The sequence below is a fragment of the Kibdelosporangium phytohabitans genome, from assembly GCF_001302585.1.
In the GTDB taxonomy this organism is placed as follows: Bacteria; Actinomycetota; Actinomycetes; order Mycobacteriales; family Pseudonocardiaceae; genus Kibdelosporangium; species Kibdelosporangium phytohabitans.
This window is the reverse complement of sequence record NZ_CP012752.1, coordinates 1971894-1995182: the sequence shown is the minus strand read 5'-3', so window position 1 is coordinate 1995182 and position 23289 is coordinate 1971894. Positions and strand designations below refer to the sequence as shown.

The window sequence follows — 23289 nt, the reverse complement described above, 5'->3', positions numbered from 1 at the left end:
TAGCGGAGAACGATCGTTCTCCATCCATCCAGTGAAAACCAAGGAGCCTGGCGTGACCCCACGACCCCCGTTCCCGCCGTTCGACGAGGAGACCGCACGGACCAAGGTCCAGACCGCCGAGGACGCGTGGAACACCCGCGACCCCGAGAAGGTCTCGCTCGCGTACACCGAGGACTCCGTCTGGCGAAACCGGGACGAGTTCGTCACCGGCCGCGCGCAGATCGTCGAGTTCCTGACGGCCAAATGGGAGCGCGAACTGGACTACGCGCTGCGCAAGGAGCTGTGGGGCTTCCGCAACAACCGGATCGCCGTGCGGTTCCAGTACGAGTCACGCGACGCCGACGGCCAGTGGTACCGCTCGTACGGCAACGAGCTGTGGGAGTTCAGCGACGAAGGCCTGATGCGGCGGCGCGAGGCCAGCATCAACGACCTCAGGATCAGCGAGTCCGACCGCCGGATCTTCGGCCCGCGCCCGAAGGAAGAACACGGCGTGCTGTTCCCGATCCAGTAGCCCCGGGCACGGGAAAGGCGCGTGACCGGCCGGAACCGGTCACGCGCCCAGCGACTTCCCAGCGACGTCTCAGCGACGCACGAGCTGGCGAACCGCCATCCCGGCGGACTTCGCCGTCGGCTCAGCCGACTTCGCTGCCGGCGCGGTCGCCTCCGGCTGCGGCACCGGGTCGCACTGCGCGTCCGAGCGGCGGCCCGGCTTGCGAGCCGGGAGCTTGCCGGACGTCAGGTAGTCCGCGATCGCGTTGTCCGTGCACTCGACGCCGTTGAGCGAACCGGAGTGCGTCGTGCCGCCGACGCCCTCGATCAGCGCCGCGTTCGGGTAACGGCTGCGCACCTCGAGCGCGCCTTCGTACGGCGTCGCCGCGTCCAGCGTCTCGTTGATCATCAGCAGGCTGGGTACCTTGCGGCCGTCGACCCGCACCGGCTTGCCCGCCTTGGCACCCCAGTTCAGGCACGGCGCGTTGAACCACGCGTTGCCCCACGTCTCGAAGGGCGCCTTGGCGAACGTGATCCAGTTGTCGATCCGCCACTTGATCCAGCTCTTGGGCCACTGCAGGTCCGTGCACTGGGTGCCGAGGTAGACCGCGTAACCGTTGTCGGCGCCGGGGCCCTGACCGTTGGAGGCGTCGTAGAGGTCCTTGATCGGCTTGGCGTCTCCCTTGTGGACGTACGCGGAGAACGCGGCCGCGATGTCGGTCCAGCCGAAGACGTAGTACCCCGCCTGCAGGAACGCGTCGGTCCACTCGTCGGGGCCGATCACGCCGTCGGCGGGCTTGCGCCGCAGCTCCTCCAGCTTGGTGTAGTAGAGCTTCTCCACCTGCTTGGCCGTGGTGCCCAGCTTGTAGGTGGCGTCGTTGCGGGCGATCCAGTCGAAGTAGACCTTGATGTTGCGGTCGAACGCGACGTCCTGGTTGAGGTTGGCGTCGTACCAGATGTCACGCGGGTCGACTGTGCCGTCGAAGACCATCCGGCGCACACGCTCGGGGTACAGCGAGCTGTACACCTGGCCGAGGTATGTGCCGTAGGAGAAGCCGTAGTAGTTGATCTGCTGCTGACCGAGCGCCTTGCGGATGCTCTCCATGTCGTTGGCGTTGTCGGTCGTCTTGAGGTGTTCGAGCACCTCGCCGTTCTTGGCCTTGCACGCGTCGGCGTACCCCTTGGCCTTGGCGAGCCACGCCTGCTCCAGCTCGCTGCTGACCGGCACGTAGTACGGCCGGTTGTAGCTGAAGTAGTTGCCGTCGCAGGAAACCTGCGGCTCGCTCTTGCCGACGCCGCGCGGGTCGAAGCCGATCCAGTCGTAGGCGTCACCGGCCTTGTCCGGCACGAGCTGGCCCAGCCGCGACAGCCCGAGGCCCGACCCGCCCGGTCCGCCCGGGTTGGTCAGCATGATGCCCTGGAACTTGTCGTCGGCGACCTTGTGCTTGATGCGCGAAACGGCGATCTTTATCTTGGTGCCGCCCGGTTTCGCGTAGTCCAGCGGCACTTCGAGCAGACCGCACTCGGCGCCGGCGCGCTGCAGGCTGGCGCTCTCGCACTTGCCGAACGGGATCGGCGCCGGCTCGAAGCCAGGCGGAGTCGTGCCGTTCGGCGCGGCGGTCGCCACCGTCGTCGCACCGGACAGCGCGAGACCGGCGGCGACAACCGTCACCACGATTCTCTTCACGTTCGTAGTCCCTCTCGTCCCCCTGGTCGTCATCAAGACAACGGATTCTGCACGGCCGGGGATCGAATGTGAACCACCCGAAGGTTTGTGTCCTATTTCGGCACCGGAAGCCCGAAAATCGGAAAAGGCGACGGATTCATGAACGAAACCGCATGGATTATCCCCTACTGGTCACGGTCAGCATCTGAACGCAATGCGCCTGGTAGGCGCCGTCGCGCTGCCACCACGCCACGACAGGCTGGTCATTCGCCGTTATCCGGACAAATTTCACGTTCTCCGGCGCGACACACCACAGGGCATCCGGAAATCGCCCGATGCCGGCCGGACCGGAGAACCACGCCGCAATAGGCGCCACGCCAGTACGGGTCGGTGAACCGCGTGAAATCCTCAGCACTCGCCATCACCCCCCTGCACGGAGTACTGATCCGGACTGCGCAACCCGTCGGTTCATTCCGGCAGGAGTGGCACGGATATGCCGGGATCGCGGCCCAGCAACACCGCGCGCGTGACCGATGACGAGCCGAACTTGTCGTGCACGGTGTCCAGCACCGCGTCGAGTGCGTTGTGGACACCTTCGTCGAACGGCAGCGCCAGCTGCACGGAGTCGTCGTTGTCGAGGTTGCCGACCGAGATCCCGATCAACGTCAGGCCGGCGTCGTCGATCACCGGCATCGCCTTGGCCACCAGCACCCGCAACGCTGTCAGGATCTCGTCGGTCGACGACGTCGGCTGCGGCAACGTGTGCGACCGCGTCGCCCTGGTGAAGTCCGCGAACCTCATACGCAGCACGACCGTACGGCCGACACGTCCAGCGGCGCGTAACCGCCCAGTGACTCGGTCCACCAATGCGACAACCGTGGCGTCGATGTCCTCCGGAGTTGTCAGCGCACGCGATGCACGCTGTGCGCCCATCGAGCGGCGACGGCGGCCCACATGCACCGAGCGGGGGTCGTAGTTGTGGGCGAGCGCGTGCAGGTGACGGCCCAGCGCGCGGCCGAGCATCGAGACCAACATGGACTGCGGGAGGTCAGCGACGTCACCTACCTTGGTGATTCCATGGTCGCGCAGCTTCGCCGCGGTCACCTTGCCGACGCCCCACAGCCGCTCGACCGCGAGCGGGTGCAGGAACGCCAGTTCCCGGTCGGGCGGCACGACCAGCAGACCGTCCGGTTTGGCCACGCCACTGGCCACTTTGGCCAGGAACTTCGGCCGCGCCACCCCGACCGTGATCGGCAGCCCGACCTGGTCGCGGACGTCCTCGCGCAGTTTCCTGGCGATGTCGACCGGGGCGCCCGCGATCCTGGCGAGACCGCCGACGTCGAGGAAGGCCTCGTCGATCGACAAGCCCTCCACCAGCGGCGTCGTGTTGCGGAAGACCTCGAACACGGCTTTGCTGGCCTGCGAGTACGCCGACATCCGCGGCGGCACGACGATCGCCTCGGGGCACAGCTGCAGGGCCCGGCCGCCACCCATGGCCGTGACGACTCCCCGTCTTCTGGCCTCGTAGCTGGCCGCGAGCACCACACCGCCGCCGACGATCACCGGGCGGCCACGCAGCCGCGGGTCGTCCCGCTGCTCGACCGAGGCGTAGAACGCGTCCAGGTCGGCGTGAAGTATCGTGGCGCCCGTCACGAACATATGTTCGCATATTCAAACTCGGCGCGAGACCATCCGGATGACATCACGTGAATCACCCAGCCCGACCGCGCCCCCGGACCGAGCCGGCCCAACCCGAGACAAGATATTCCTTGACAAGAATATTCCTTGAAGTGAATTATTAGGGCATGGAGGAGATCACAGCAGCGCTCGGCGACAGTGCGCGATGGCGCATCGTCGAGTTCCTCGCCGAGCAACCACGGTCGGTCGGTGAACTGGCCGAACTGACCGGCTTGCGGCAACCGCAGACCACCAAGCACCTGCAGACGCTCGCCCGCGCCGGACTCGTCACGGTTTTCCCGCTCGGGCAGCGACGTGTCTACGCGCTGGACGCCGCGCCGCTGACCGCGCTCGCCGCCCGGTTGGGCGAACTGGCCGAGACCACCGATGCGCACAGGGGCGAACGGGAGATCATCGCCCGCTACCGCGCGACCATCGAGGCGGAGACCGCCCTCGCGGACCGGGACCGCTGGGCCGACGGGCGCGCTTTCAGCTTCGAGCGCGTACTGCCGGTGCCTCGCGCGGTCGTGTGGCAGCACTGGGTCGACCCGGGCCTGCTCGCGTCCTGGTGGGCTCCGCCGTCGATGGCGATCACCGAATGCGCGCTCGAGCCGAAGCCCGGTGGTCGCGCCGTCCTCGAGTACCGCGATGCCGAGGGACGGCGGTATCGCTCAGGCGGGGCCGTGCACACCGCGAAGAAACCGGAACACCTCGTGTTCGAACTGTCGGTGCTGGGCGGCCCCGGGGCGGTTTCGTTCACCAGCCACTACGACCTGGCCCTCGACGAGACACCGGACGGCACCCGGCTGCGGCTGGGCCTGCACATCACCGACACCACGGTCGAAGCCGTCCCGTACATCGCCGGCATCGAGACCGGCTGGGGACAAGTGCTCGACAACCTCACCGACACCGTCGGCGCCACCCAGCACACCTCCGAGACGAAGGAAGACCGATCATGACCGCACGCCTGGTGACCGCGAACATGGCCCTCACCCTCGACGGACGCTACAACGGCCCCGGCGGGCCCAGCGACTTCGCCGCGTTCGCGCCCTACGTGACCAGCGACGTCTCACGTGACCACATGAGCCGCATGTGGGCGAACGCGACGACAGCCCTGCTCGGCCGGGTCAACGCCGAGGGATTCATGGGGTACTGGCCGCCGGTCGCCGACGACGAGAACGCCGACCCGCGAGACCGCGGATACGCCAAGTGGCTCGTCGACACGGACAAAGTGGTGCTGTCGACCACGTTGACCGAGGCTCCGTGGGAACGCACCCGCGTGGTCGACGCCCCGGTCGCGGACGTCGTCACTGACCTCAAAGCCACCGGCGCGGGCGACATCCTCGTCAACAACAGCGCGAGTGTGATCAAACCGCTGCTCGCCGCGGACCTGCTCGACCGGCTGTACCTGATGGTCTTCCCCGAGATCGCCGGAGGCGGGCAGCGGCTGTTCGACGACGGCCTGCCCGCGTCGAAGTGGGCACTGACCCACCAGGAGACCGGCGCGCTCGGCGAGATCGCCGTGGTCTACGACCGCGTGCGTTAGTCGTCGAAAAAATTTCCGCCGGCCGTGTCGATCCGGGCTCCTCGCGTTCGACGCAGGGGTGAGCGACCAACTCGGCTCGGCTCCACGAAGGGATCACCATGTTTCGACGACTGGCGACACTACTGACGGCCGCGGGCTTGCTGGCCGGCCTGGCTGGGGTGGCCGACGCGGGCCAGGGCGGGCTGGTGTGGACGGACACAGGCCCGGTCCGCGGCACAGTCACGGCCGACCATCAGCTGTACCAAGGAATCCCGTACGCCGCGCCGCCCGTCGGCGACCGGCGTTGGCGCTCACCACAACCCGTCACGCCGTGGACCGCGCCCCGTGACGCGACCAAGCCCGGTCCCGCGTGCGCGCAGTCAGGCGGAGCCGGCCAGCCCTCCGACAACGAGGACTGCCTGTACCTGAACGTCACCACACCGTCCCGGCACGGGCGCAAACCCGTCATGGTGTGGCTGCACGGCGGCGGCAACAGCTATCTGTCCAGCGACGGGTTCGGCGCCCGGCGGCTGGCCGTGCAGGGCGACGTGGTCGTCGTGACCATCAACTACCGGCTCGGTTTCTTCGGCTTCCTCGGCCACCCGGACATCCCCGACTCGGGCGCGTACGGCATCGAGGACCAGCAGGCGGCTCTGCGCTGGGTCAAGCGCAACGCCGCCTCGTTCGGCGGCGACCCGCGCAACGTCACCGTCTTCGGCGAGTCCGGCGGCGCGTTCGACGTGTGCGCGCACGTCACCTCACCGCTGTCGCGTGGCCTGTTCGACAAGGCGATCGCGCAAAGCGGCGGCTGCTCCATCACGTGGCCGAACAACGGCGTGATCCACGGCCTGCCCGCCAGCTCGCCGTGGATCTCGAAGACCAAGGCGGCGGCCGACGCGGTCACGCTCACCAAGCAGCTCGGTTGCGCGGACGTCACGTGCCTGCGCGGGCTGCCCGCGTCCGCCTTCACCGCGATCGACCGTGGCCTGACGCCGGTCGTGACCGGCAACCGTGTCCTGCCCGTGCACCCCGCCGAGGCGCTGAGCTCCGGACGGTTCAACCGCGTCCCGGTGATCTGGGGCAACACGCGTGACGAAGGCAGACTCGCCGCCGCGACCATCGCGGAACCGTTCGACTACCCGGCTCTGCTGAAGGCCGCGTACGGCGAGAAGGCCGCCAAGGTCGAGGCCGAGTACCCGGCGAGCAAGTTCGGGTCACCGCGGTTGGCGTACGGCGCGGTCCTGACCGATGACACGTGGGCGTGCAACCAGCTCGCGGACGACCGTCTGCTTGCACGCCGGACCACGACGTACACGTACGAGTTCGCCGACCGCACGGCTCCGTTGGGTTACTTCGGCAGCCTGTTCCCGCCGGGCTTCCCACCGGGCGCCTTCCACGCGTCGGAAGTGGCGTACCTGTTCGACGTCCCGACCTTCGACCTGAACCCTGAGCAGCAGAAGCTGGCCGCGCAGATGGTCGGGTACTGGACGCGGTTCGCGGCAACCGGAAACCCCAACGGCCGCGGCCTGCCCCAGTGGCCCGTTTACCGGGACAACCGGGTCGTCACAGTGCAGTCGTTGGCGCCCAGCGACATCAGGCAGGTCGACGCGTCCGCTGAGCACAACTGCGGGTTCTGGTCGGCGCTGCGCTGAAAACCGGATGAGGAGATCAGGTCGGCGTGGATAGCCTGGGCCCAGTGAATCCACCCGCAGCGGCACAGTCCATTCTCGCCATGGCCGACCTGGCCACCCCCATGTCCATCCGGGTGGCGGCCACGCTCGGCCTGGTCGAGCACGCCGGAAACGCCGGAGCGACGGCAGGGCGACTCGCGTCCAAGACCGGAGCTCACGCACCGGCGCTGCGCCGCGTGCTCGATCACCTGGTCACGATCGGCGTGTTCGCGTTCGACCCGGAGTCCGGGCGTTACCGCCCCACGGAACTCGGCGCCCAGATGGGCGAGGACGCCCCGCAGGGGTTCAAGATCCTGCTCGACATCGGCTGTGCGGGTGGCCGCGCCGAACTCGCCTTCGTCGACCTGCTCGAAACAGTCACCACGGGCGCGTCCGCGTACGTGCACCGCTACGGGCGCGACTTCTGGACCGACATCGACGCCGAGCCGAAGCTGCGCCGCTCGTTCGACGAGCAGATGCGGTGGCGGTTCCGCGACCAGGCCAGTCAGATCGCCGAGCGCTTCGACTGGAGCCGGTTCCCGGACATCCTCGACGTCGGCGGCGGGAACGGGACCGTGCTCGAAGCGGTGCTGCGCGCCCACCCCACCGTCCGCGGCCGGGTGCTCGACCTCGCCCCGTCAGCAGCCGCGGCGACCGAACGGTTGCAGGCAGCCGGTCTCGGCGACCGCGGGAGCGGCGTCGCGGGCAGCTTCTTCGACGCCGTCGCCCCAGGCGCTGACGCCTACGTCCTGTCCGACATCCTGCACGACTGGGACGACGAGCGCGCCCGCAGGATCCTGACCGAATGCCGCCGCGCGGCCGAACCCGGCGGCGCGACAGTGGTGGTCATCGAGCCAGTCCTCGGCGAAGGCTCGGACACGGGCATCGACCTGTTCATGCTGATGTGCTTCAACGGCCACGAACGCAGCACGGACCAACTGGTCGCCCTCGCGACCGCCTGCGGCCTGCACCTCACCGCCACGACCAAGGTCTCCGACGGCCGGACAGCCCTCGAATTCACCCCCGCGCCTGTGGACAACTGACGCACGTCGATCTTCACGGTGGCGAAACCGTCCGCCCCCACCGCTACGCTGGATTTCGGGGGGCCGTGGCCGCCCAGGGCGCAACCGGCGCCGCTGTGACGGCGGACACCGCGGGCGGGCGGCGCCTTTCACGGGCTGTCCAGCATGATTCCGGTGTGGACCTTCGTACTGTCGAGGCGACCCGGTACGTCACCCCGTTGCGGGAGGGCGGTTCGCTGCCGGGCTTGATCGAGGCTGACGACCTCGGGATGTACGTGCTCAAGTTCCGGGGCGCCGGGCACGGGCTGAAAGCGCTCACCGCCGAGCTCATCGTCGGTGAGCTGGCGCGGCGGCTCGGCTTCCGGGTGCCGGAGGCCGTGTTCGTCCGGCTCGATCCCGCGCTGGCCCGCTCCGAGCCCGACCAGGAGGTCCAGGAGTTGCTGGCCACGAGCGGCGGCCTCAACCTCGGCTTCGACTACCTGCCCGGCTCGTTCGACTTCAACCCCGTCGTGCGTGATCCCGGGCCGGAACTGGCGGCCAGGCTGGTGTGGCTCGACGCGTTGACCCTCAACGTCGACCGCAGCTGGCGGAACCCGAACCTGCTGTTGTGGCACAAGAACGTGTGGCTCATCGACCACGGCGCCGCGTTGTACTTCCACCACAACTTCCGGCCCGGCTGGCAGCCCGCGCATGCCTACCGGTTCGACGCCGACGACCACGTCATGCTGCCCGCCGCCGGGCCCATCTCCGCTGAACCCGTACCGACCGGGATGATCGAGGAGGTCCTCGCGCTCGTCCCCGACGACTGGCTCACGTCCGACGGTGTCTTCGACCCGGCCGGGGCGCGTGCCGCGTACCTGTCATTCTTCGAGTCACGGCTGGCGAACTCGGACCAGTGGGTGCAGGAACTGGAGGCCGCCCGTGTCGCACGTGTTTGAGTACGCGTTGCTGCGGGCCGTGCCCCGGCAGGAGCGCGGCGAGTTCCTGAACGTCGGTGTGCTGCTGTACTGCTCGCCGCTGGACTACCTGCGCTGCAAGACCCACGTCGACGAGGCACGGCTGCGTGCCCTCGACCCGGGGATCGACCTCGAGTTGCTCGGCGACAGCCTGCGCCTGTGGTGCGGCGCGTGCGACGGTTCCACCGCGGCTCAAGTGCGGGAGACCACGCTCGGCCAACGGTTCCGCTGGCTCACCGCGCCACGCAGCACCCTGCTGCAGACCTCCCCCACCCACACCGGCCGCACCGAGCAGCCCGACGAGGACCTCGACCGCCTCTGGCGGACGCTGGTCCTCCCACCCGCGTGACGCAAGTTTTCGGCGCGCTCATCGAACCGGGTAGTCGACGAGCGCGCGCGGTGGAGTTCATCTGGCCAGAGATGCCCTCCCATGTTCAGGGGTTCCCTGTCGGCGCTCGGCGCCGCTCCCCGGTTCCCCTGATGGCCTCGTTGCCCGCTGCCGCCGGCGCGAGGGCCCACCCCCAGGGGGTCCTCATGCCGATGCCAGCACGTCAACGATTCCAGTTCCGTGTTGCGCGATCGTTGACAGATGGCTGACACGGATCCACTAGTTTGGGTTGGTGGAATTCCGGCTGCTCGGACCGTTCGAGATCGATGCTGACCAGCCGGTGTCCATCCCCCGCCGCCGGGAACGCTGCCTGCTCGCGGTTCTGCTGCTGGAGCAGGGGCGCAGTGTGTCCGCCGAGCGGCTCGCCGACCTGCTGTGGGACGGCGCGCCGCCGTCCTCGGCGGGGACGACGTTGCGCAGCCACGTCAGCAGGCTCCGGGCGACCGTGCACTCCGACGCCGTCCAGATCCTCAAACACGGGCCCGGCTACCTGGTGCGCACGGACCCGGACCGGATCGACGCGCACCGGTTCCGGGCGTTGGTCAACCAGGCCCGCGCCGCCCCCGACCCCGAGCCGAGGGCGCAGCTGATGCGGGAGGCGCTGGGCCTGTGGCGTGGCCCGGTGCTGGTGGACATCGCCAACGGGATGATCCGCGACCGGCTCGGCGCGGGCCTGGAGGAGCTCCGGCTGGACGCGCTGGACCAGCGCGTCAACGACGACCTCTCGCTGGGGCGGCACCGTGAGCTGATCGCCGAACTGCGGGAGATCGTCGCCGCCGAGCCGAACCGGGAACGGTTCACCGCGCACCTCATGCTCGCGCTCTACCGGTCCGGCCGTCAGGCCGACGCGCTGGCCGTGTACGACGAGAGCAGGCGTTTCCTGGCGAGCGAGCTGGGTCTGAGTCCCGGCAGCGAGCTGCGGGTGCTGCACGAGCAGATCCTGCGCGGCGACGCCGGCCTCGATCTGCCGGAACGCGTCGAGGTGCCGGTCGTGGCCACCCAGCAGCGGACGTTGCGGCAGCTGCCGCACGACATCGTCAACTTCACCGGCCGTGGCCGTGAGCTGGCGCATCTGCGTTCGATGGCGGGCAGCGCGGGCTCCGCGCCGACGATCATCTCGATCGACGGCTCGCCCGGGACCGGCAAGACGACGTTGGCCGTGCACTTCGCGCACCAGATCGCGCACCTGTTCCCGGACGCCCAGCTGCACCTCAACCTGCGTGGTTACGGCCACGGCGAGCCGGTCACGCCGGGTGCGGCCGCTGAGACGCTGCTGCGCGGCCTCGGGGTGAGCAGTGACCTGATCCCGCCGAACGTGGAGGAACGGTCGGCGTTGCTGCGCAGCAGCCTCGCCGGGCTGCAGGTGCTGATGCTGCTCGACAACGCCCGTGACGCCGACCAGGTCCGGCCGCTGCTGCCCGGCACGGGCAGCCTGGTCGTGGTCACCAGCCGCAACCAGTTGCGCGGGCTGTCGATCCGCGACGGCGCGCACCGCGTCACGCTCAACCGGTTGCCCGCTGACCAGGCTGTGGAACTGCTCAGCTCGTCCGTCGGCGCCGACCGGGTCGGTGCCGAACCGGCCGCGTCGGCGCGCCTGGTCGAACTGTGCGACCACCTGCCGCTGGCGATCTCGATCGTCGCCGAGCGGGCCGACCGCAGCGGTTCGCTGGCCGAAGTGGTGCACGCGCTGGAGGACGAGCAGGCCCGCCTGGACAACCTCGGCACGGGCGAGGACGACCCGCACACGGACCTGCGGGCCGCGTTGTCGTGGTCCTACCGGGCGCTCGACCAGGACGCGGCGGCGATGTTCCGGCTGATGGGACTGCACCCGGCCAACGACATCAGCCTCGAAGCGGCGGCGGCCCTCGCGGATCTGCCCGTGCTGCGGGCGAAGGCGTCGCTGGACCGGCTGCTGGCGGTGCACCTGGTCGAGCAGCGCCAGGGCAATCGCTACGAGTTGCACGACCTGATGCGGCTGTACGCCACCGAGACAGCGGAGCGGTACGAGACGGACGACGACCGGCGCGCCGCGGTGCTCCGGTTGCTTGACTGGTACCTGCATGCCGCGGTCAGCGCCGACTCCGCGCTGCACATGCAGCGGCAGCGGCTGTGGGTCAAGCCGTACGAGCCGCGTACCGAACCGCCCAGGTTCGCCAGTTCGACCGAGGCCACGCTCTGGTTCGAGCAGGAGTTCGACTGCCTCAAGTCGGCGGCGGGCTGGGCCGCGGCCAACGGCCTCGCCGGGCACACCTGGCGGATCGTGCAGGCCATGCTCACGTTCCTCGACCGGCGGATCCCCTGGTACGACGCGACCGCGCTGCTGAGCGACGCCTACGAGGCGGCCGAATCGGCGCAGGACACGTTCGGCAGCGCGTACATGCTGAACTCGCTGGGCGCGCAGGTGATGAACAAGGGTGACCGGCGGGCCGCGGTCGCGTACTTCACCCGGGGCCTGGCGAAGTTCAGGGAACTCGGCGACGTCAGCGGACAGGCGATGGCGTGCGGCAACGTCGGCCTGATGTACGGCGAACTGGGCGAGTACGAGCAGGCGAAGGAGTACGCCACACAGGCGTTGCTGCTGTGCGAACAGCTCGGGTACGCCAGGGGCGTCGCGTTGAACCTGGACAACCTCGGCGTCACGTACACCGTGACCGGGGACTACACCAAAGCCAAGGAGTGCCACCAGCAGGCGTCGAAGATGCTGCTCGTGCTGGGTGACGACCCGGCGCGCGGGATGAACGAGTACCACCTCGGCTGGGCGCTCCGGCGGCTCGCCGATTTCCCAGCCGCGGCAAGGGCTTTCCGGACCGCGATCGTGATCTTCCGCGAGTTCGGCAGCCAGCGGTGGGCCGCTGCCGCGCTCGGCGACTTCGGACTGGTGCTGCTGGACGCCGGACATCCGCTGCTGGCCCGTGACATGCTGGACACGGCGCTGGTGACGATGCGCAAGATCGCCGACCCGCGCACCGAGGAGTTCGAAACGGCACTATCCCCATTGGACAACGAAGTGACACTTGAGACATTCGAGGCCCGCAGCGGCTGGCCCGCGCTGCGTGAGCGACTGGCCGGACGCGTCGACGACCTCGCCGCCATGGACGAGGCCGTCGAGTTCGCGGTCCGCTGGCACGGCGACCAGACACGCCCGGCCGGTGAGCCCTATGTCGAGCACCTGCTCGAAGTCGTGACCATCCTGGCCGAGGGCGCCGGCGTGACGGACATCGACGTGCTGCGCACCGGTGTGCTGCACGACGTGGTCGAGGACACCGACTGCGACATGGACACCGTCCGGGAGAAGTTCGGTGCGCGCGTCGCCGAACTGGTCGGCTGGGTGACCAAGGGCGACGACAGGGAGGCGTACCTCGCGAGCCTCCACTCGGCGCCGAAGGACGCGCTGACGGTGAAGCTCGCCGACCGGATGAGCAACGTCCAGCGGCTGGACACCCACCCGAGGCCGGCCAAGCAGCAGTCGTACTACCGGGAGACTGTGCGCACGATCGTGCCGCTCAGCAAAGGGTTCCCGTGGTTCGAGACGTGGTACGCGAAGTGGCAGGCGGACTTCAGCCACCTCGCCTGACCAGCGGCTCCCCGGCGTCGTTCACGGGATTTCTCCTTTCCTGGCCCAGAAAACGCTGGTCCACCCGCAGGTCGCGCCCGCCTGCGGTGCCGAGCCGAGCGGGACGAACCCGGCGATGTCCAGCAGCAGGTCGACCTCGCGGGGCGCGAAGTACCGGATCGGGTGCGCCTCCTGCTCCCCGGCGACGACGACCGCGGAGCCCGAGATCATCCACAGCCGGATGTCCGTCGAGTACACCTGGGCGTACCGGTCGATCCACCCGCTGGACAGCCGGATCAGCTGCTCACCGCCGTCGGCGAGGACCGTGCAGCCGCCGCGGACCCCGCCGCGCAACACGGCAGCGCCGTCGAGTGCGTCGAACACCAGCATCCCGCCGGGCCGCAGGTGCCGGTGGGCGACGGCGAGCGTCTCGAACAACGCGGAATCCGTGGTGTGGCAGCCGAACACCGAGAACATCATGATCACGGCATCGAACGCGCCGGCCAGTCCCGCCTCCGCGGCGTCCGCCGCGACCACTTGGGCCGAGGGGAACGGGGCCAGCCTGGCCTCGGCGACCGCGGCCATGTCCGGTGACCGCTCCACGCCCGTCACCCGGTACCCGGCTTTCGCCAGCAGCTCGAGGTGCCGCCCGGTGCCGCAGCCGATGTCGAGCACCGACCGCACCCCGCCGCCGAACAGCGCCCCCAACTGGTCCACTTCGGACTGGTAGTCCTTGGTGGCGTGCCAGCGGTCGTACCACCGGGCGTGCAGTTCGCCGAAGTTCACGTCCGGCTCGCCGAGACCAGCCGGAACCACGCCAGCGCCGGGTCGGTGAACGGCTCGGCGCCGAGCTGCGTGAAGCCGCACACCGACAACAGCAACCGCAGCTCACGGGGCAGGAAGTACCGGATCAGCCGGGTTTCCGCCGTCTGGGACACGACCTGCTCGCCCATCAACCGCCACGTGCGCAGGTTCAGTTCGTAGACCTGCTCACCGGTCCGCACGTCACTGCTGTGACCGCACAGCAGCGAGGCTTCCTCCACGAGGCCGCGCAACGGCAGCGACGCGGTCAGCACCGATTCGCCGTCGAGGACGTCGAACACCAGGATCCCGCCGGGCCGGAGCCGGGCATGCGCGGCGGTCAGCGCGGCGCGGATGCTGTCGTTGCCGATCAGGCCACCGATCTCGGACATCAGGACCATCGCGTCGGCCGGGCCCGCCGGGGCGGCCTGGAAACCTCTCGCGGTGAGCGCGGGCAGGTACGCGAGCGTCCCGGTGACCGCGCACGGTTCGAGGATCCCGGCGATCTGCTCCACTTCGGACTTGACGTCCCGCTGGAGGATTCGCAGGGGAAACACCAGGCCGTCACCTCCCTGTGCATCACGGTTCGCGCGCCGAAGACGAGCAGCCCGCCCGAGCGCAGGTGCTTGCGCACCACGGCAAACGTGGCGAACAGGTCGCGCGCGCCCGCGAGATCGCGCATGGCGGCGGACCACCGGCACTCCAGGGAAACCGCATCCTGGGACGGTAGATCAGCCGGCCACCCGACCGACATGAGCGAATTCTCCTAGGTGACCGCTGTCTCCTGGGGGTTCACCGTGCGTGGTCACTTCTCCCTGATGGCTGACGCGATCTGGCCGACCTGGTCGGAGAGCAGGCCGACGGCGCCGACCGCGCGGCTCATCGGGTTCTCCTCGTCGCCGCCCAACGCCCGCTCCCGCATGAACGCCGTTTTCACGTCGGACCACCGCTTGGCCTGCTCGCCGGTGAGCGTGCCGCGCAGTTCGGCGAGCTTGAGCAGGTTCGCCTCGGCCCCGGAGGTCAGCGTCTGGGCCTCGGCCAGGTAGTGGTCGTCGACCACGGCCGCCAGCTCCGCGTCGTTCATCGCCGGGACGATCTTCTCGGCCAGCTTGTTCATGTTCCGGTACGAGCCCTGCAGCTGGTACGGCGGCTCGGTGCGGGACGCGTCCGCCTGTGCCGCCGAGGCGATGTACGCCTTGTTGTTGGCCAGGATCACCTTCCGCACGGTCAGCAGCTTGCGCAGCACCGACAGGACCTGCTCCAGCTCGACCGACGAGTACGGGTGCGCCAGCTGGTCCGGCCGCACAGCCGGGTCGCCCTTGGCCAGGCGCACCAGCTTCGGCACGTCCGCCCTGTCCCGTGTGGACAGCGGGGCCAGCACCGCGTTGGACGTCAGCGAGTTCTCGACGAAGCTCAGCGCGAACAGATCCTCCTTGCCCGACAGCACGTCACCGAGGTTCCACACGTCCGCGCGGTTGGCGAGCATGTCGGGGATGCGGAACCGCTGGCCCGACTCGGTGTACGGGTTGCCTGCCATGCAGACCGCGAACCGCTTGCCGCGCAGGTCGTAGGTCTTCGCCCGGCCCTTCCAGACGCCTTCCATCCGGCGCTGCGCGTCGCACAGCGAGATGAACTTCTGCAGCAGCTCCGGCGACGTGTGCTGGATGTCGTCCAGGTACAGCAGGACGTTGCTGCCCATCTCCAGCGCGAACGAGATCTTCTCGATCTCCTGGCGGGCCGTCGCGTTCGGGGCCTCCGCCGGGTCGACCGAGGTCACCGCGTGCCCCAGCGCCGGCCCGTTGACCTTCACGAAGACCAGGCCCAGCCGGTTGGCCACGTACTCCATCAGCGTGGTCTTCCCGTAACCCGGCGGGGAGATCAGCAGGAGCAGGCCCATCTGGTCGGTGCGTTTCGAGTCACCGGCCGTGCCCAATTGCTTGGCCAGGTTGTCGCCGATCAGCGGCAGGTAGACCTCGTCGAGCAGGCCGTTGCGCACGAACGCGCTCATCACCTTCGGCTGGTACTCCTCGAACCGCAGCGCCCGCCGCTGCACGTCCACCAGTTGGGCGCGCTTGCGCTGGTACGCGCGGAAAGCCGGGACGCGTTCGGTGTGGAACCGCCGCGTCCGGGCGAGCAGTTCGTCCAGCCGGAAGCGCAGCTTGCGGTCCGTGATCCTCGGGTGGGTGCCCAGCAGGCCGTCGACCGTCGCGTCCAGCGTCGCCGACGAGTCGTGCCGCGGCACGTCGTGGCACAGTTCGAGAGCGATCGCCTCCGGCAGGTCCGGGCTGGTCTCGCCGACGCTGGCGAGGAACGCCGTGAGCCACGCGGAGATCAGCTGGTGGCGTTCGGCCAGCCCGTCGATCGAGCGCAGGTCGTCGTCGAACTCCTTGGCTGTCTTGGCCTGCGCGCCCAAGGTCCGGCGGAAGCGCTCGACGAGCGAGCGGGCTCCCGCGCTGGTGACGAACCCGAAAGGCGCGCTGGAGAGCTCCTCGAACAGGTACTCCCCCGCCAGCGGATCCGACTCGAGACCCTGTGCGGACAGCAACCGCGTGATCTCACCGGTGAGTTCGGCTGCCAGCTCGTCGATCGCGGACATGTGCCCGAACGCTGTGCGAGCGCGGGCCAGCGAACCCGCACGGCGGGCCCACGCGGCTTTCGCCGTCTCGTCGGGGCCGAACGCCCAGAAGATGGTCGCCGCCGCACGCGCCTGCGGCGGGTACCGCAGAACACCGGCGCCCGCACGCAACCGGGTCACGGCTTCGAGGATCTTGGCCGCGTCGTGGTCGTGCACACCGCGCTCGTAGCCCTCGTCGTAGCGCGTCTCGGCGACCTGGCGCACGTGCTCCAGCGCCGCCGTCTCGTCCAGAGTTCCCTGCGGGAGCTGGACTGTGGCGAGGAACTCGCCGCGGTAGACCTCCGGCGACTCGGACACCAGCAGCTGGTTCCAGAACGGGCGGGTGGTCTCGAACTCGGCGTCCACGACCGGGTCGCGGAAGTCCGTGCCGGTGATCCCGACCGCGAGGCCGTCGCCCTGCGGCACCAAGGTCAGGTCCATGGCCTGCGTGTTCACCGCGAACACGTGCCTGCCCAGCTTGATCGTGTCGCCGCCGTCGGCGTACAGGTCGAGCCGGTCACGCAGCGAACGGCCCGCTTCCTGGCGGGCGGCCTTGATCCGGCCGTCCAGTTCCTCCGCGCGGACCTGGTCGCCCAGCGCGCGCAGGTCGTCGGCGACCGAGCGCAGCTTGGCCACCATCGGGTCGCCCGCGAAGTAGGTGTTGACGTCGTCGAGCGTCTCCAGCTGGCTCGCCCGCCGCTGCACGCTGCCCAGGATCCGGCCTGCCGACTCGACCAGCCGGTCCGCGCGGCGCGCCCGCTCGTCCAGCAACGCCTGCTTGCGCGCGGAGAACGCCTCGTAGACATCCGTGCGCTTGGCGCCGAGTTCGGCCATGAAGTCGTCGAACTCGCCGAAACGCGACTCCAGGTTCTCCAGCTGCAGCACCAGCCTGCCGAGGCCCTCGTCGCACTTGCGCGGGCTGTCGGCGACCGCGAGCGCGCCCGTGATCGCCTGGCCGAGCAGCGCGAACTCGGCCGCGAACTCGGCACGTCCCTCGCTGGCGGCGAGTTCACGACGCCGTCCGTCCACAGTGGCCCGTGCCCGGTTGATGCCGCCGAGCACCTCGCCGACGCGGGACAGGATCCCGGTCCGGACCGTGGCGTCGGCGATGTCCAGCGAGCTGACCACCTGGGTGAGCAGTTCGAGGCCTTCGGCCTGGTCACCGAGCCGCTCCTGGACCGGGACGGCCTCGGCGACGGTCTTGATCGCCGCGCCTTGCGCGACGATCCGTTCGACTTCCTCGTGGTATCCCGCGAAAGCGTTGTCACCGCTGAGGAACTCGACCGCGCGCTGCGCCGCGGTACCCAGTTCCTCTGTCAGCAAGGTGTTCAGTTGCTCGATGCGGGCGGTGTCGATGTACCGCATCTCTTTCAACGTGATCAGGTGGCCCTGCGCCTTGCGCAGCTCGGCCAGCTGGGAAACCCACGCGTCGGCTGTCTTCGGCGCCTCGCCCCTGACCTTGCGGACCAGCGACGCGATGTCCTGATCGGACTGCTCCAGCGCGGCCGAGGCCTGGTTGGTGAGGGCCTGCACGCCTTCGAACTCGTCGAGCACCTGCTCGGCGGCGCCGCGCACTTCCGACAGCGGCGCACGCAGATCGCCGAGTTCCTGCTCACCGAGCCAGTGGTAGTGGTCGAACGCCCGGTCACACGCGGCGATCAGGGCTTCGAAGACCTCTGTGGACGGTGCCATCTCGCCGACCATCCGCGCGATCGACAGGCAGTCGGAGATTCCCCTGACCAGGTCGGCGTTGCCGACCCGGCCGAGCGGTCCGTCCGCGGTCTCCTGCGCGGCGGCGTACGTGTCGGACAGGTACGGCGTCTGCCACACCTGCATCGGGTGCACGCGCGTCGGTTCGTCGGATACCGCGCGGAAGACCACGAGGGTGCCGTCGTCGAACAACGACCAGCCGTGGCACGGGATCGGCGTACCGACTTCCTTGCGGATCACGTTGTACGGCAGCAGCAGGTAGCGGCCCTCGGCGCGGGCGTGGAAGACGTAGAGCACGTCCTCGCCGTTGGTCGACCGGATCACCCGCTCGAACTCCAGGCTGGCCACGTCCGTGTCGAACGTCTTCGCGGCGCCGGTGAGCAGGTAGTAGCCGCCGGGGAAGATGATGCCCTGGTCCTCGGGCAGCCGCTGGCACGCCTGCCCGATCCCGTCCAGCCGCACCACACCCTTGGTCTGCGTGTTGAAGACCAGGTACCGCCATTCGGTTTCCTTGTACGGCTGGATCTTGAGCAGGATCAGCGCACCGATGCGCGCGTAGTGCACGGCGGCGTCGGCGAGGCTCTGCAGCGGCTCGGCGACTGGTTCGGCGTAGATGCCCTCGCCGGTCTCGGTGTTGTTCTCCAGCTTGATGGTCAGGTCGCCGCCGACCGTCTCGATGAACACCTCGTTCTGGATCGAGATGTGCGGGTGGCGGCCGACGACGTGGTCGTCGCGGGTGGTCTCGGTCCACTCGAAGTCGTGCGACGGCGGGAAGACGTGGTCGCGCTCGCCCCGATTGTCCTCATAGGACACTGTGCCGTCGACGGCGGTCTTCCAGCGCATCACCTTGATGTCGGTCGCGTTCGCGCCGGTCTGGAAGATCGCGAGCAGCTTGCCATCGACCCCGCGCAGCTGCAACAGCCGCGTTTCCTTGTAGTACCGGTAAAGCTCGGCGAAGTCGTGCACGAACTGCTTGTCGTCGAGCAGGCCCGGCAGGGCGGCGTCGTCGAACCGGAACGCGTCGCCGTCACGCACGAACGAGTGCAGCGAGAAGACGTCGTCGACCTCGGTCTCCGGCCGCAGCCCGATGAACACGTTGTACCCGAACAGCATCGAGCCGTTGACCGACACGACGTCCCTTGGCACGCAGTTGTTCTCCGTGCGGATCCGCTCGGTGCCGATCAGCCGCAGCTCGGTACCGCCGAACACCTCGACGCGCTTGGTGTTCAGCTGCTCGGCACGGGCCGCGAGCACGGTGGCGTGTTCCGCCAGCCGCGCGCGCAGCAGCTCGTACGTGCCTTCGTCCAGCGAAATGGGCGACGCGACGGTGGTCATCGTGGCAGCAGGCCCGCCACCGAGTGCTCACCGATGCCGAGCCGGTTCGCGGTTTCCAGCAGTTCCTGCAGCTTGGCCGACTCCTTGCCGCCGGAGCCGATCAGCTTGAGCAGCAACGCCGACACGGTCAGGTTCTGCACGTCCGCCGTGCTGATCCCGCTGAGCATCCGGCTGATGTCGTCGGTGAAGCTCCGCTCGCCGTTGAGCCACGGCTGGGCCAGCGTCTGCGCGGTGGCCGAGTGCTCCATGAAACCGTCCACGCTCTTGCCCATCGAGACCGCGCCGACCAGGCGGTCGAAGAACATCGTGTCGCCGCCGACGATGTCGATGTCGGCTTTCTCCAGGCCCGCGGCGATGACCGAGGCCTGCGACTCGGCGACCTTGCGCTGCGCGTCCAGCCCGGCGAGCCGGATGTCCTTCTCCATCTCCAGCCGCAGCCGGAACTCCTCGTGCTCGCGGGTCGCGTCGTTCATCGCGGCGAGCGCGGCGGCCTTCTCGGTGAGGCCCTCCGCCTCGCCCTTGAGCTTCTCGCGCAACGCTTCCGCGACCGCCACGGCCTTCTCGCGGTCCACGCCCGCCTCGGCGAGGCCGATCTTCGAGGTCGCCTCGGCCTTGGCGAGCGCCTTCTCGCGCTCGACAACGGCCTCCGCGCGACCCACCTTCTCGATGGCGTCCGCGTCGCGTTCCCTGACCTGGACGCTCGCCAGGCCCTCGGCGGCTGCCTGCGCCTGCGCGCCCTCGGCGAGCCGGATCTTGGCGCGGGTGTCGAGTTCCGCGGCCTGCTGGCGGGCCTCGGCGAGCGCGAGCTCGCGGCGGGCGTCGTACTTCGCGGCCTGCTCGGCGGCCTCGGCCGCCTTGATGTCCTTGACCAGCTTCTCCTGCGCCTCGGCCTCGGCCTGGATGACCAGTGCCTGGCGCATCCGCTCGGCCTCCTCGACCGCGCGCAGCCGCTTGATCGTCTCCTCCTGCTCGGCGACGGTCTTGTCGACCGCGATCCGCTCGCGGATCACCTCGGCGATCGCGCGCTTCTCGGCCTCGAGTTCCTTGTCCTTGCCGATCCGGGACAGCTCGGTCTCGCGTTCGCGGGCGATCACCTCGAGCTGGCGGTCCTTCTCGATCCGCTCGGTCTCGATCGCGATGACCCGTTCCTTGTTCTTGGCGGCGACGGCGATCTCACGGGCCCGGTTCTCGTCCTGGACGCCGAGCTGCTCCTCGGTGCGCAGGTTCGCGGTGTGCGCCTTGAGCCGCTCCTCGGCCTGCACCTTGGTGATCTCGGCTTCCTCACGGGCCCTGACCGTCTGGACCTCGCGGTTCTGCTTGGCCTCGGCGTCGGCCTGGCGGCGCTCCAGTTCGAGGATCTGCTCACGGGCGTCGACGTTCTGCCGCGTGATCTCCTTCTCCTCGTTGCGCTGGTACTCGTTGGTGCGCACGTGCTCGATCGCGGTCAGCTCGGTGATCTTGCGGATACCCTGCGCGTCGAGGATGTTGGCCGGGTCGAGGTGGCTCATCGGGGTCTGCTCGAGGAAGTCGATGGCCGCGTCCTCGAGGCTGTACCCGTTGAGGTCTGTACCGATCACCCGGATGATCTGGTCACGGAACTCGTCGCGCTTGGTGTACAGGTCGACGAAGTCGAGCTGCTTGCCCACGGTCTTGAGCGCCTCGGAGAACTTCGCGTTGAACAACGCCTGCAGCGTCGACTCGTCGCTGGCGCGCGCGGTCCCGATGGCCTGCGCGACCTTGATGACGTCCTCCGCGGTCTTGTTGACCCGCACGAAGAACGTGATGCGGATGTCGGCGCGGATGTTGTCCTTGCAGATCAGGCCCTCGTGCCCGGCGCGGTTGATCTCGATGGTCTTCACCGAGATGTCCATGACCTCGGCGCGGTGCAGCACCGGCAGCACGATCGCGCCGGTGAACGTGACGTGCACGTTGCGCACCTTGGAGATGATCAGCGCCTTGCCCTGCTCGATCTTGCGGAACAGCCTGCTGACCATGAACAGGATGATCAGGATGACGAGCAGGACGACGCCGATCAGCACGCCCGCCCCGATTCCGATAGCGTCCATCGCTTTTCAGTCCTTCAGATGAGTCTCGACCGGGGCGACCCAAAAGAACTCGCCATCGGTGTCGTAGTCGTAGATCAGCGCCGCCTGCCCGGCGCGCAGGTCGTCCCGGCCCGTCTGGCGGACCTGGACCACAGCGGAGGAACCGTCCTCGGCGTGCACCTCGGCCTGGCCGAAGTCCACGGTGACCGTGCTCGTGCGGACCACGCACGTGCGGCCGATGAAGTCGGCGCGCGACGCGGCGGGACCGGAGTGGAACACCGAGCGCAGCGGCGTCACCAACAGCCTGGTCACCAGCAATGCCAGCACAAGCGCGACAAGCAGGACCAGTGTGCCGAGCGCGATCCGCGCGCCCGTGCCGAGCCCGGCGAGCAGCACAGTGCCGACGAGGCTGAGGAACCAGCCGAGCACGATCGTCAGCGTTAGCGCGATCGTCAGCGGCACACCGCCGAAACCGAGCGCACCGAGCAGGTCGCCCGCGTCCTCGTCGACGTCGATGGCCCCCAGGAGGGTCAACAGCCAGTAACCGACGCAGACGATCAGCAGGAAAGTGAACAGCACGGCAGGGAAAGCCAGTGTTGCCTGGAAGAACTCGGCCAACCCGCCCCCTAGACGCCGAACTCCGGTGCCTTCCCCATCGGCCCGGCGGGGCGACTATAACTCAGCCGCGCTCACTGAGCGTTTCCATGACAGGCCCGTGACCGAATCGTGTCACATGTCCGTCCACTTGGGCTGCTTTTCGAAGTTTCTCCAGCGCACGGTGCTGGAGAAGGCGGACAGCCGAGGGAGCGTTCCCAGTGGCCTCCGCGGTCTGCTCGGCGGTCAGCCCGCACAGGACACGGAGAACGATCACTTCCCGTTCGCCGACGGGCAGGGCAGCCACATCCAGCTGCGAGTCAGGGCAGCCGGCGGCACCGTCCAGTTCTTCGTCAACCAATTCGGCGGCTATCCGGTAAGTGACCGCCAGCAATGGTTCGTCCCCTTCGGGAAGCGCACGCAGAACGGCGTACAACGATTCACGCGCGACGAGGTCCGCGACCGCGAACGACCCGTCCCGCCTGCCGATCCGCGCGCGGCAGTACCGCACCACAACGGGCTTGATCGTTCCCAGAACGATGGCACCGAGACTCATGACGTCTCCCCGTGGCTTTCTCGACCAGTCGGTGATGGGACTGACGGAAACCACCCGACTTACGCGACTTTTCAGGGTTTCTCAAAGAAATACCGTGCGTGGCAAACCGATTTCGAGACGCATCGGTAATACTCCACTCAGCCCATTGAAGACGCTAACAGGGTGATAACTATTCACCCGAACCCCCGTCGGGCGGTTGATCCGCGCGGTTCGATGCGCTCGTGAAGAACAAGGTCGCACTCGTGGCGGTGGTCGCGAGCACCGCAGGCGTGCTGATGGCGTGTTCGAGCAGCGAGTCCAAGTTCGCGGACGAACTCAAGGCAGCGGGCTTCGGGACAGTGAAGCCGACATCGGAGACGGAGAAGAAGACCAAGAAGGTCGGCGGGAAGACGGTGAAGTCGAGCACGAAGGTGCTCGAGGCGGTCGTGCGCGTGAAGGGCTGCGACCTCGAGTTCGAGAAGGTCTCCGGCCAGTCCGGCTACTGGCTCGACGAACTGCACGTCAACGGCCAGGAACCCGACTGGCCCGGCTACCCCGAGAACCTCCGCAAGCAGCAGGTGGAGAAGATGTTCGCGGACGGCGGCAGCAAGCCTGACGGCTTCGCGACCTGCTACAAGCCCAACGAAGCCTGACCCACCGACCCGCGCGAAGGCGCAGCCGACTCGGACCGTCGCCAGGGCAGCCGGAA

17 protein-coding genes are annotated in these 23289 nt (G+C 68.7%); 9 read left to right on the top strand and 8 right to left on the bottom strand.

Translation table 11 applies throughout. The features are described 5' to 3' along the window. Positions 1–52 precede the first annotated feature (52 nt). Positions 53–511, top strand: a complete 459-nt coding sequence (locus AOZ06_RS09105; protein WP_054296515.1) for a nuclear transport factor 2 family protein — start codon at positions 53–55, stop codon at positions 509–511. A 69-nt stretch (positions 512–580) separates the two neighbouring features. Here the strand turns inward: AOZ06_RS09105 and AOZ06_RS09100 are convergent, their stop codons facing one another. Together AOZ06_RS09100 and dinB are read right to left on the bottom strand one after the other, a co-directional pair. Continuing rightward, a complete protein-coding gene (locus tag AOZ06_RS09100) occupies positions 581–2176 on the bottom strand; it encodes an alpha/beta hydrolase (protein WP_054289035.1) in 1596 nt (531 codons plus the stop codon). 447 nt (positions 2177–2623) lie between these two features. After that, positions 2624–3814, bottom strand: coding sequence for a DNA polymerase IV (gene dinB / locus AOZ06_RS09095; RefSeq protein ID WP_054289034.1), 1191 nt, complete (start codon positions 3812–3814; stop codon positions 2624–2626). Positions 3815–3960: 146 nt separating this feature from the next. Here dinB and AOZ06_RS09090 point away from each other — a divergent pair, with 146 nt between their 5' ends. The 7 genes from AOZ06_RS09090 (at position 3961) to AOZ06_RS61495 (ending at position 12967) form a co-directional block, all read left to right on the top strand. Further along, entirely contained in the window at positions 3961–4791 is an 831-nt protein-coding gene (locus AOZ06_RS09090) for a metalloregulator ArsR/SmtB family transcription factor (protein WP_054289033.1), read from the top strand. Next, on the top strand, positions 4788–5378 hold the full coding sequence (locus AOZ06_RS09085) for a dihydrofolate reductase family protein (protein ID WP_054289032.1): 591 nt from the start codon (positions 4788–4790) through the stop codon (positions 5376–5378). Before AOZ06_RS09090 ends, AOZ06_RS09085 begins: the two co-directional genes overlap by 4 nt. A gap of 98 nt (positions 5379–5476) precedes the next feature. Then, positions 5477–7009 carry a carboxylesterase/lipase family protein gene (locus AOZ06_RS09080; protein ID WP_054289031.1) on the top strand — a complete coding sequence of 511 codons (1533 nt, stop codon included), beginning with the start codon at positions 5477–5479 and terminating at the stop codon, positions 7007–7009. A 44-nt stretch (positions 7010–7053) separates the two neighbouring features. Next, positions 7054–8070: a methyltransferase gene (locus AOZ06_RS09075; protein WP_335338373.1), complete on the top strand. Its 1017-nt coding sequence runs from the start codon at positions 7054–7056 to the stop codon at positions 8068–8070. Between the two features lie 155 nt (positions 8071–8225). Beyond that, entirely contained in the window at positions 8226–8987 is a 762-nt protein-coding gene (locus AOZ06_RS09070) for a HipA family kinase (RefSeq protein ID WP_054296514.1), read from the top strand. Beyond that, entirely contained in the window at positions 8971–9354 is a 384-nt protein-coding gene (locus AOZ06_RS09065) for a DUF3037 domain-containing protein (RefSeq protein ID WP_054289029.1), read from the top strand. Before AOZ06_RS09070 ends, AOZ06_RS09065 begins: the two co-directional genes overlap by 17 nt. A gap of 271 nt (positions 9355–9625) precedes the next feature. Beyond that, positions 9626–12967, top strand: coding sequence for an AfsR/SARP family transcriptional regulator (locus AOZ06_RS61495; RefSeq protein ID WP_054289028.1), 3342 nt, complete (start codon positions 9626–9628; stop codon positions 12965–12967). Between the two features lie 21 nt (positions 12968–12988). Here AOZ06_RS61495 and AOZ06_RS09055 read toward each other — a convergent pair whose 3' ends face one another. The 6 genes from AOZ06_RS09055 to AOZ06_RS09030 all read right to left on the bottom strand — a co-directional run bounded on the left by AOZ06_RS09055 (position 12989) and on the right by AOZ06_RS09030 (position 22601). Beyond that, positions 12989–13762 carry a class I SAM-dependent methyltransferase gene (locus AOZ06_RS09055; RefSeq protein WP_054289027.1) on the bottom strand — a complete coding sequence of 258 codons (774 nt, stop codon included), beginning with the start codon at positions 13760–13762 and terminating at the stop codon, positions 12989–12991. After that, positions 13729–14304 carry a hypothetical protein gene (locus AOZ06_RS09050; protein ID WP_054289026.1) on the bottom strand — a complete coding sequence of 192 codons (576 nt, stop codon included), beginning with the start codon at positions 14302–14304 and terminating at the stop codon, positions 13729–13731. Before AOZ06_RS09050 ends, AOZ06_RS09055 begins: the two co-directional genes overlap by 34 nt. A gap of 248 nt (positions 14305–14552) precedes the next feature. Continuing rightward, positions 14553–19406: a DNA repair ATPase gene (locus AOZ06_RS09045; protein ID WP_054289025.1), complete on the bottom strand. Its 4854-nt coding sequence runs from the start codon at positions 19404–19406 to the stop codon at positions 14553–14555. Continuing rightward, a complete protein-coding gene (locus AOZ06_RS09040) occupies positions 19403–21472 on the bottom strand; it encodes an SPFH domain-containing protein (protein WP_054289024.1) in 2070 nt (689 codons plus the stop codon). The genes AOZ06_RS09045 and AOZ06_RS09040 overlap by 4 nt, the downstream gene beginning before the upstream one ends. Positions 21473–21478: 6 nt before the next feature. Beyond that, positions 21479–22069 carry a hypothetical protein gene (locus AOZ06_RS09035; RefSeq protein ID WP_054289023.1) on the bottom strand — a complete coding sequence of 197 codons (591 nt, stop codon included), beginning with the start codon at positions 22067–22069 and terminating at the stop codon, positions 21479–21481. A gap of 61 nt (positions 22070–22130) precedes the next feature. Next, positions 22131–22601: a sigma factor-like helix-turn-helix DNA-binding protein gene (locus AOZ06_RS09030; protein WP_054289022.1), complete on the bottom strand. Its 471-nt coding sequence runs from the start codon at positions 22599–22601 to the stop codon at positions 22131–22133. A 221-nt stretch (positions 22602–22822) separates the two neighbouring features. Here AOZ06_RS09030 and AOZ06_RS09025 point away from each other — a divergent pair, with 221 nt between their 5' ends. Beyond that, complete coding sequence (locus AOZ06_RS09025; RefSeq protein ID WP_054289021.1) at positions 22823–23233, top strand: hypothetical protein; 411 nt, start codon at positions 22823–22825, stop codon at positions 23231–23233. The last annotated feature ends 56 nt before the right edge of the window (positions 23234–23289 follow it).

What these genes read in the sequence shown, in the direction of transcription:
- AOZ06_RS09085 (WP_054289032.1), top strand. Translation starts at nt 4,788, where the DNA reads ATGACCGCACGCCTGGTGACCGCGAACATGGCCCTCACCCTCGACGGA.
- AOZ06_RS09030 (WP_054289022.1), bottom strand. Translation starts at nt 22,601, where the DNA reads ATGAGTCTCGGTGCCATCGTTCTGGGAACGATCAAGCCCGTTGTGGTG.
- dinB (WP_054289034.1), bottom strand. Translation starts at nt 3,814, where the DNA reads ATGTTCGTGACGGGCGCCACGATACTTCACGCCGACCTGGACGCGTTC.
- AOZ06_RS09080 (WP_054289031.1), top strand. Translation starts at nt 5,477, where the DNA reads ATGTTTCGACGACTGGCGACACTACTGACGGCCGCGGGCTTGCTGGCC.
- AOZ06_RS09045 (WP_054289025.1), bottom strand. Translation starts at nt 19,406, where the DNA reads ATGACCACCGTCGCGTCGCCCATTTCGCTGGACGAAGGCACGTACGAG.
- AOZ06_RS09040 (WP_054289024.1), bottom strand. Translation starts at nt 21,472, where the DNA reads ATGGACGCTATCGGAATCGGGGCGGGCGTGCTGATCGGCGTCGTCCTG.
- AOZ06_RS09090 (WP_054289033.1), top strand. Translation starts at nt 3,961, where the DNA reads ATGGAGGAGATCACAGCAGCGCTCGGCGACAGTGCGCGATGGCGCATC.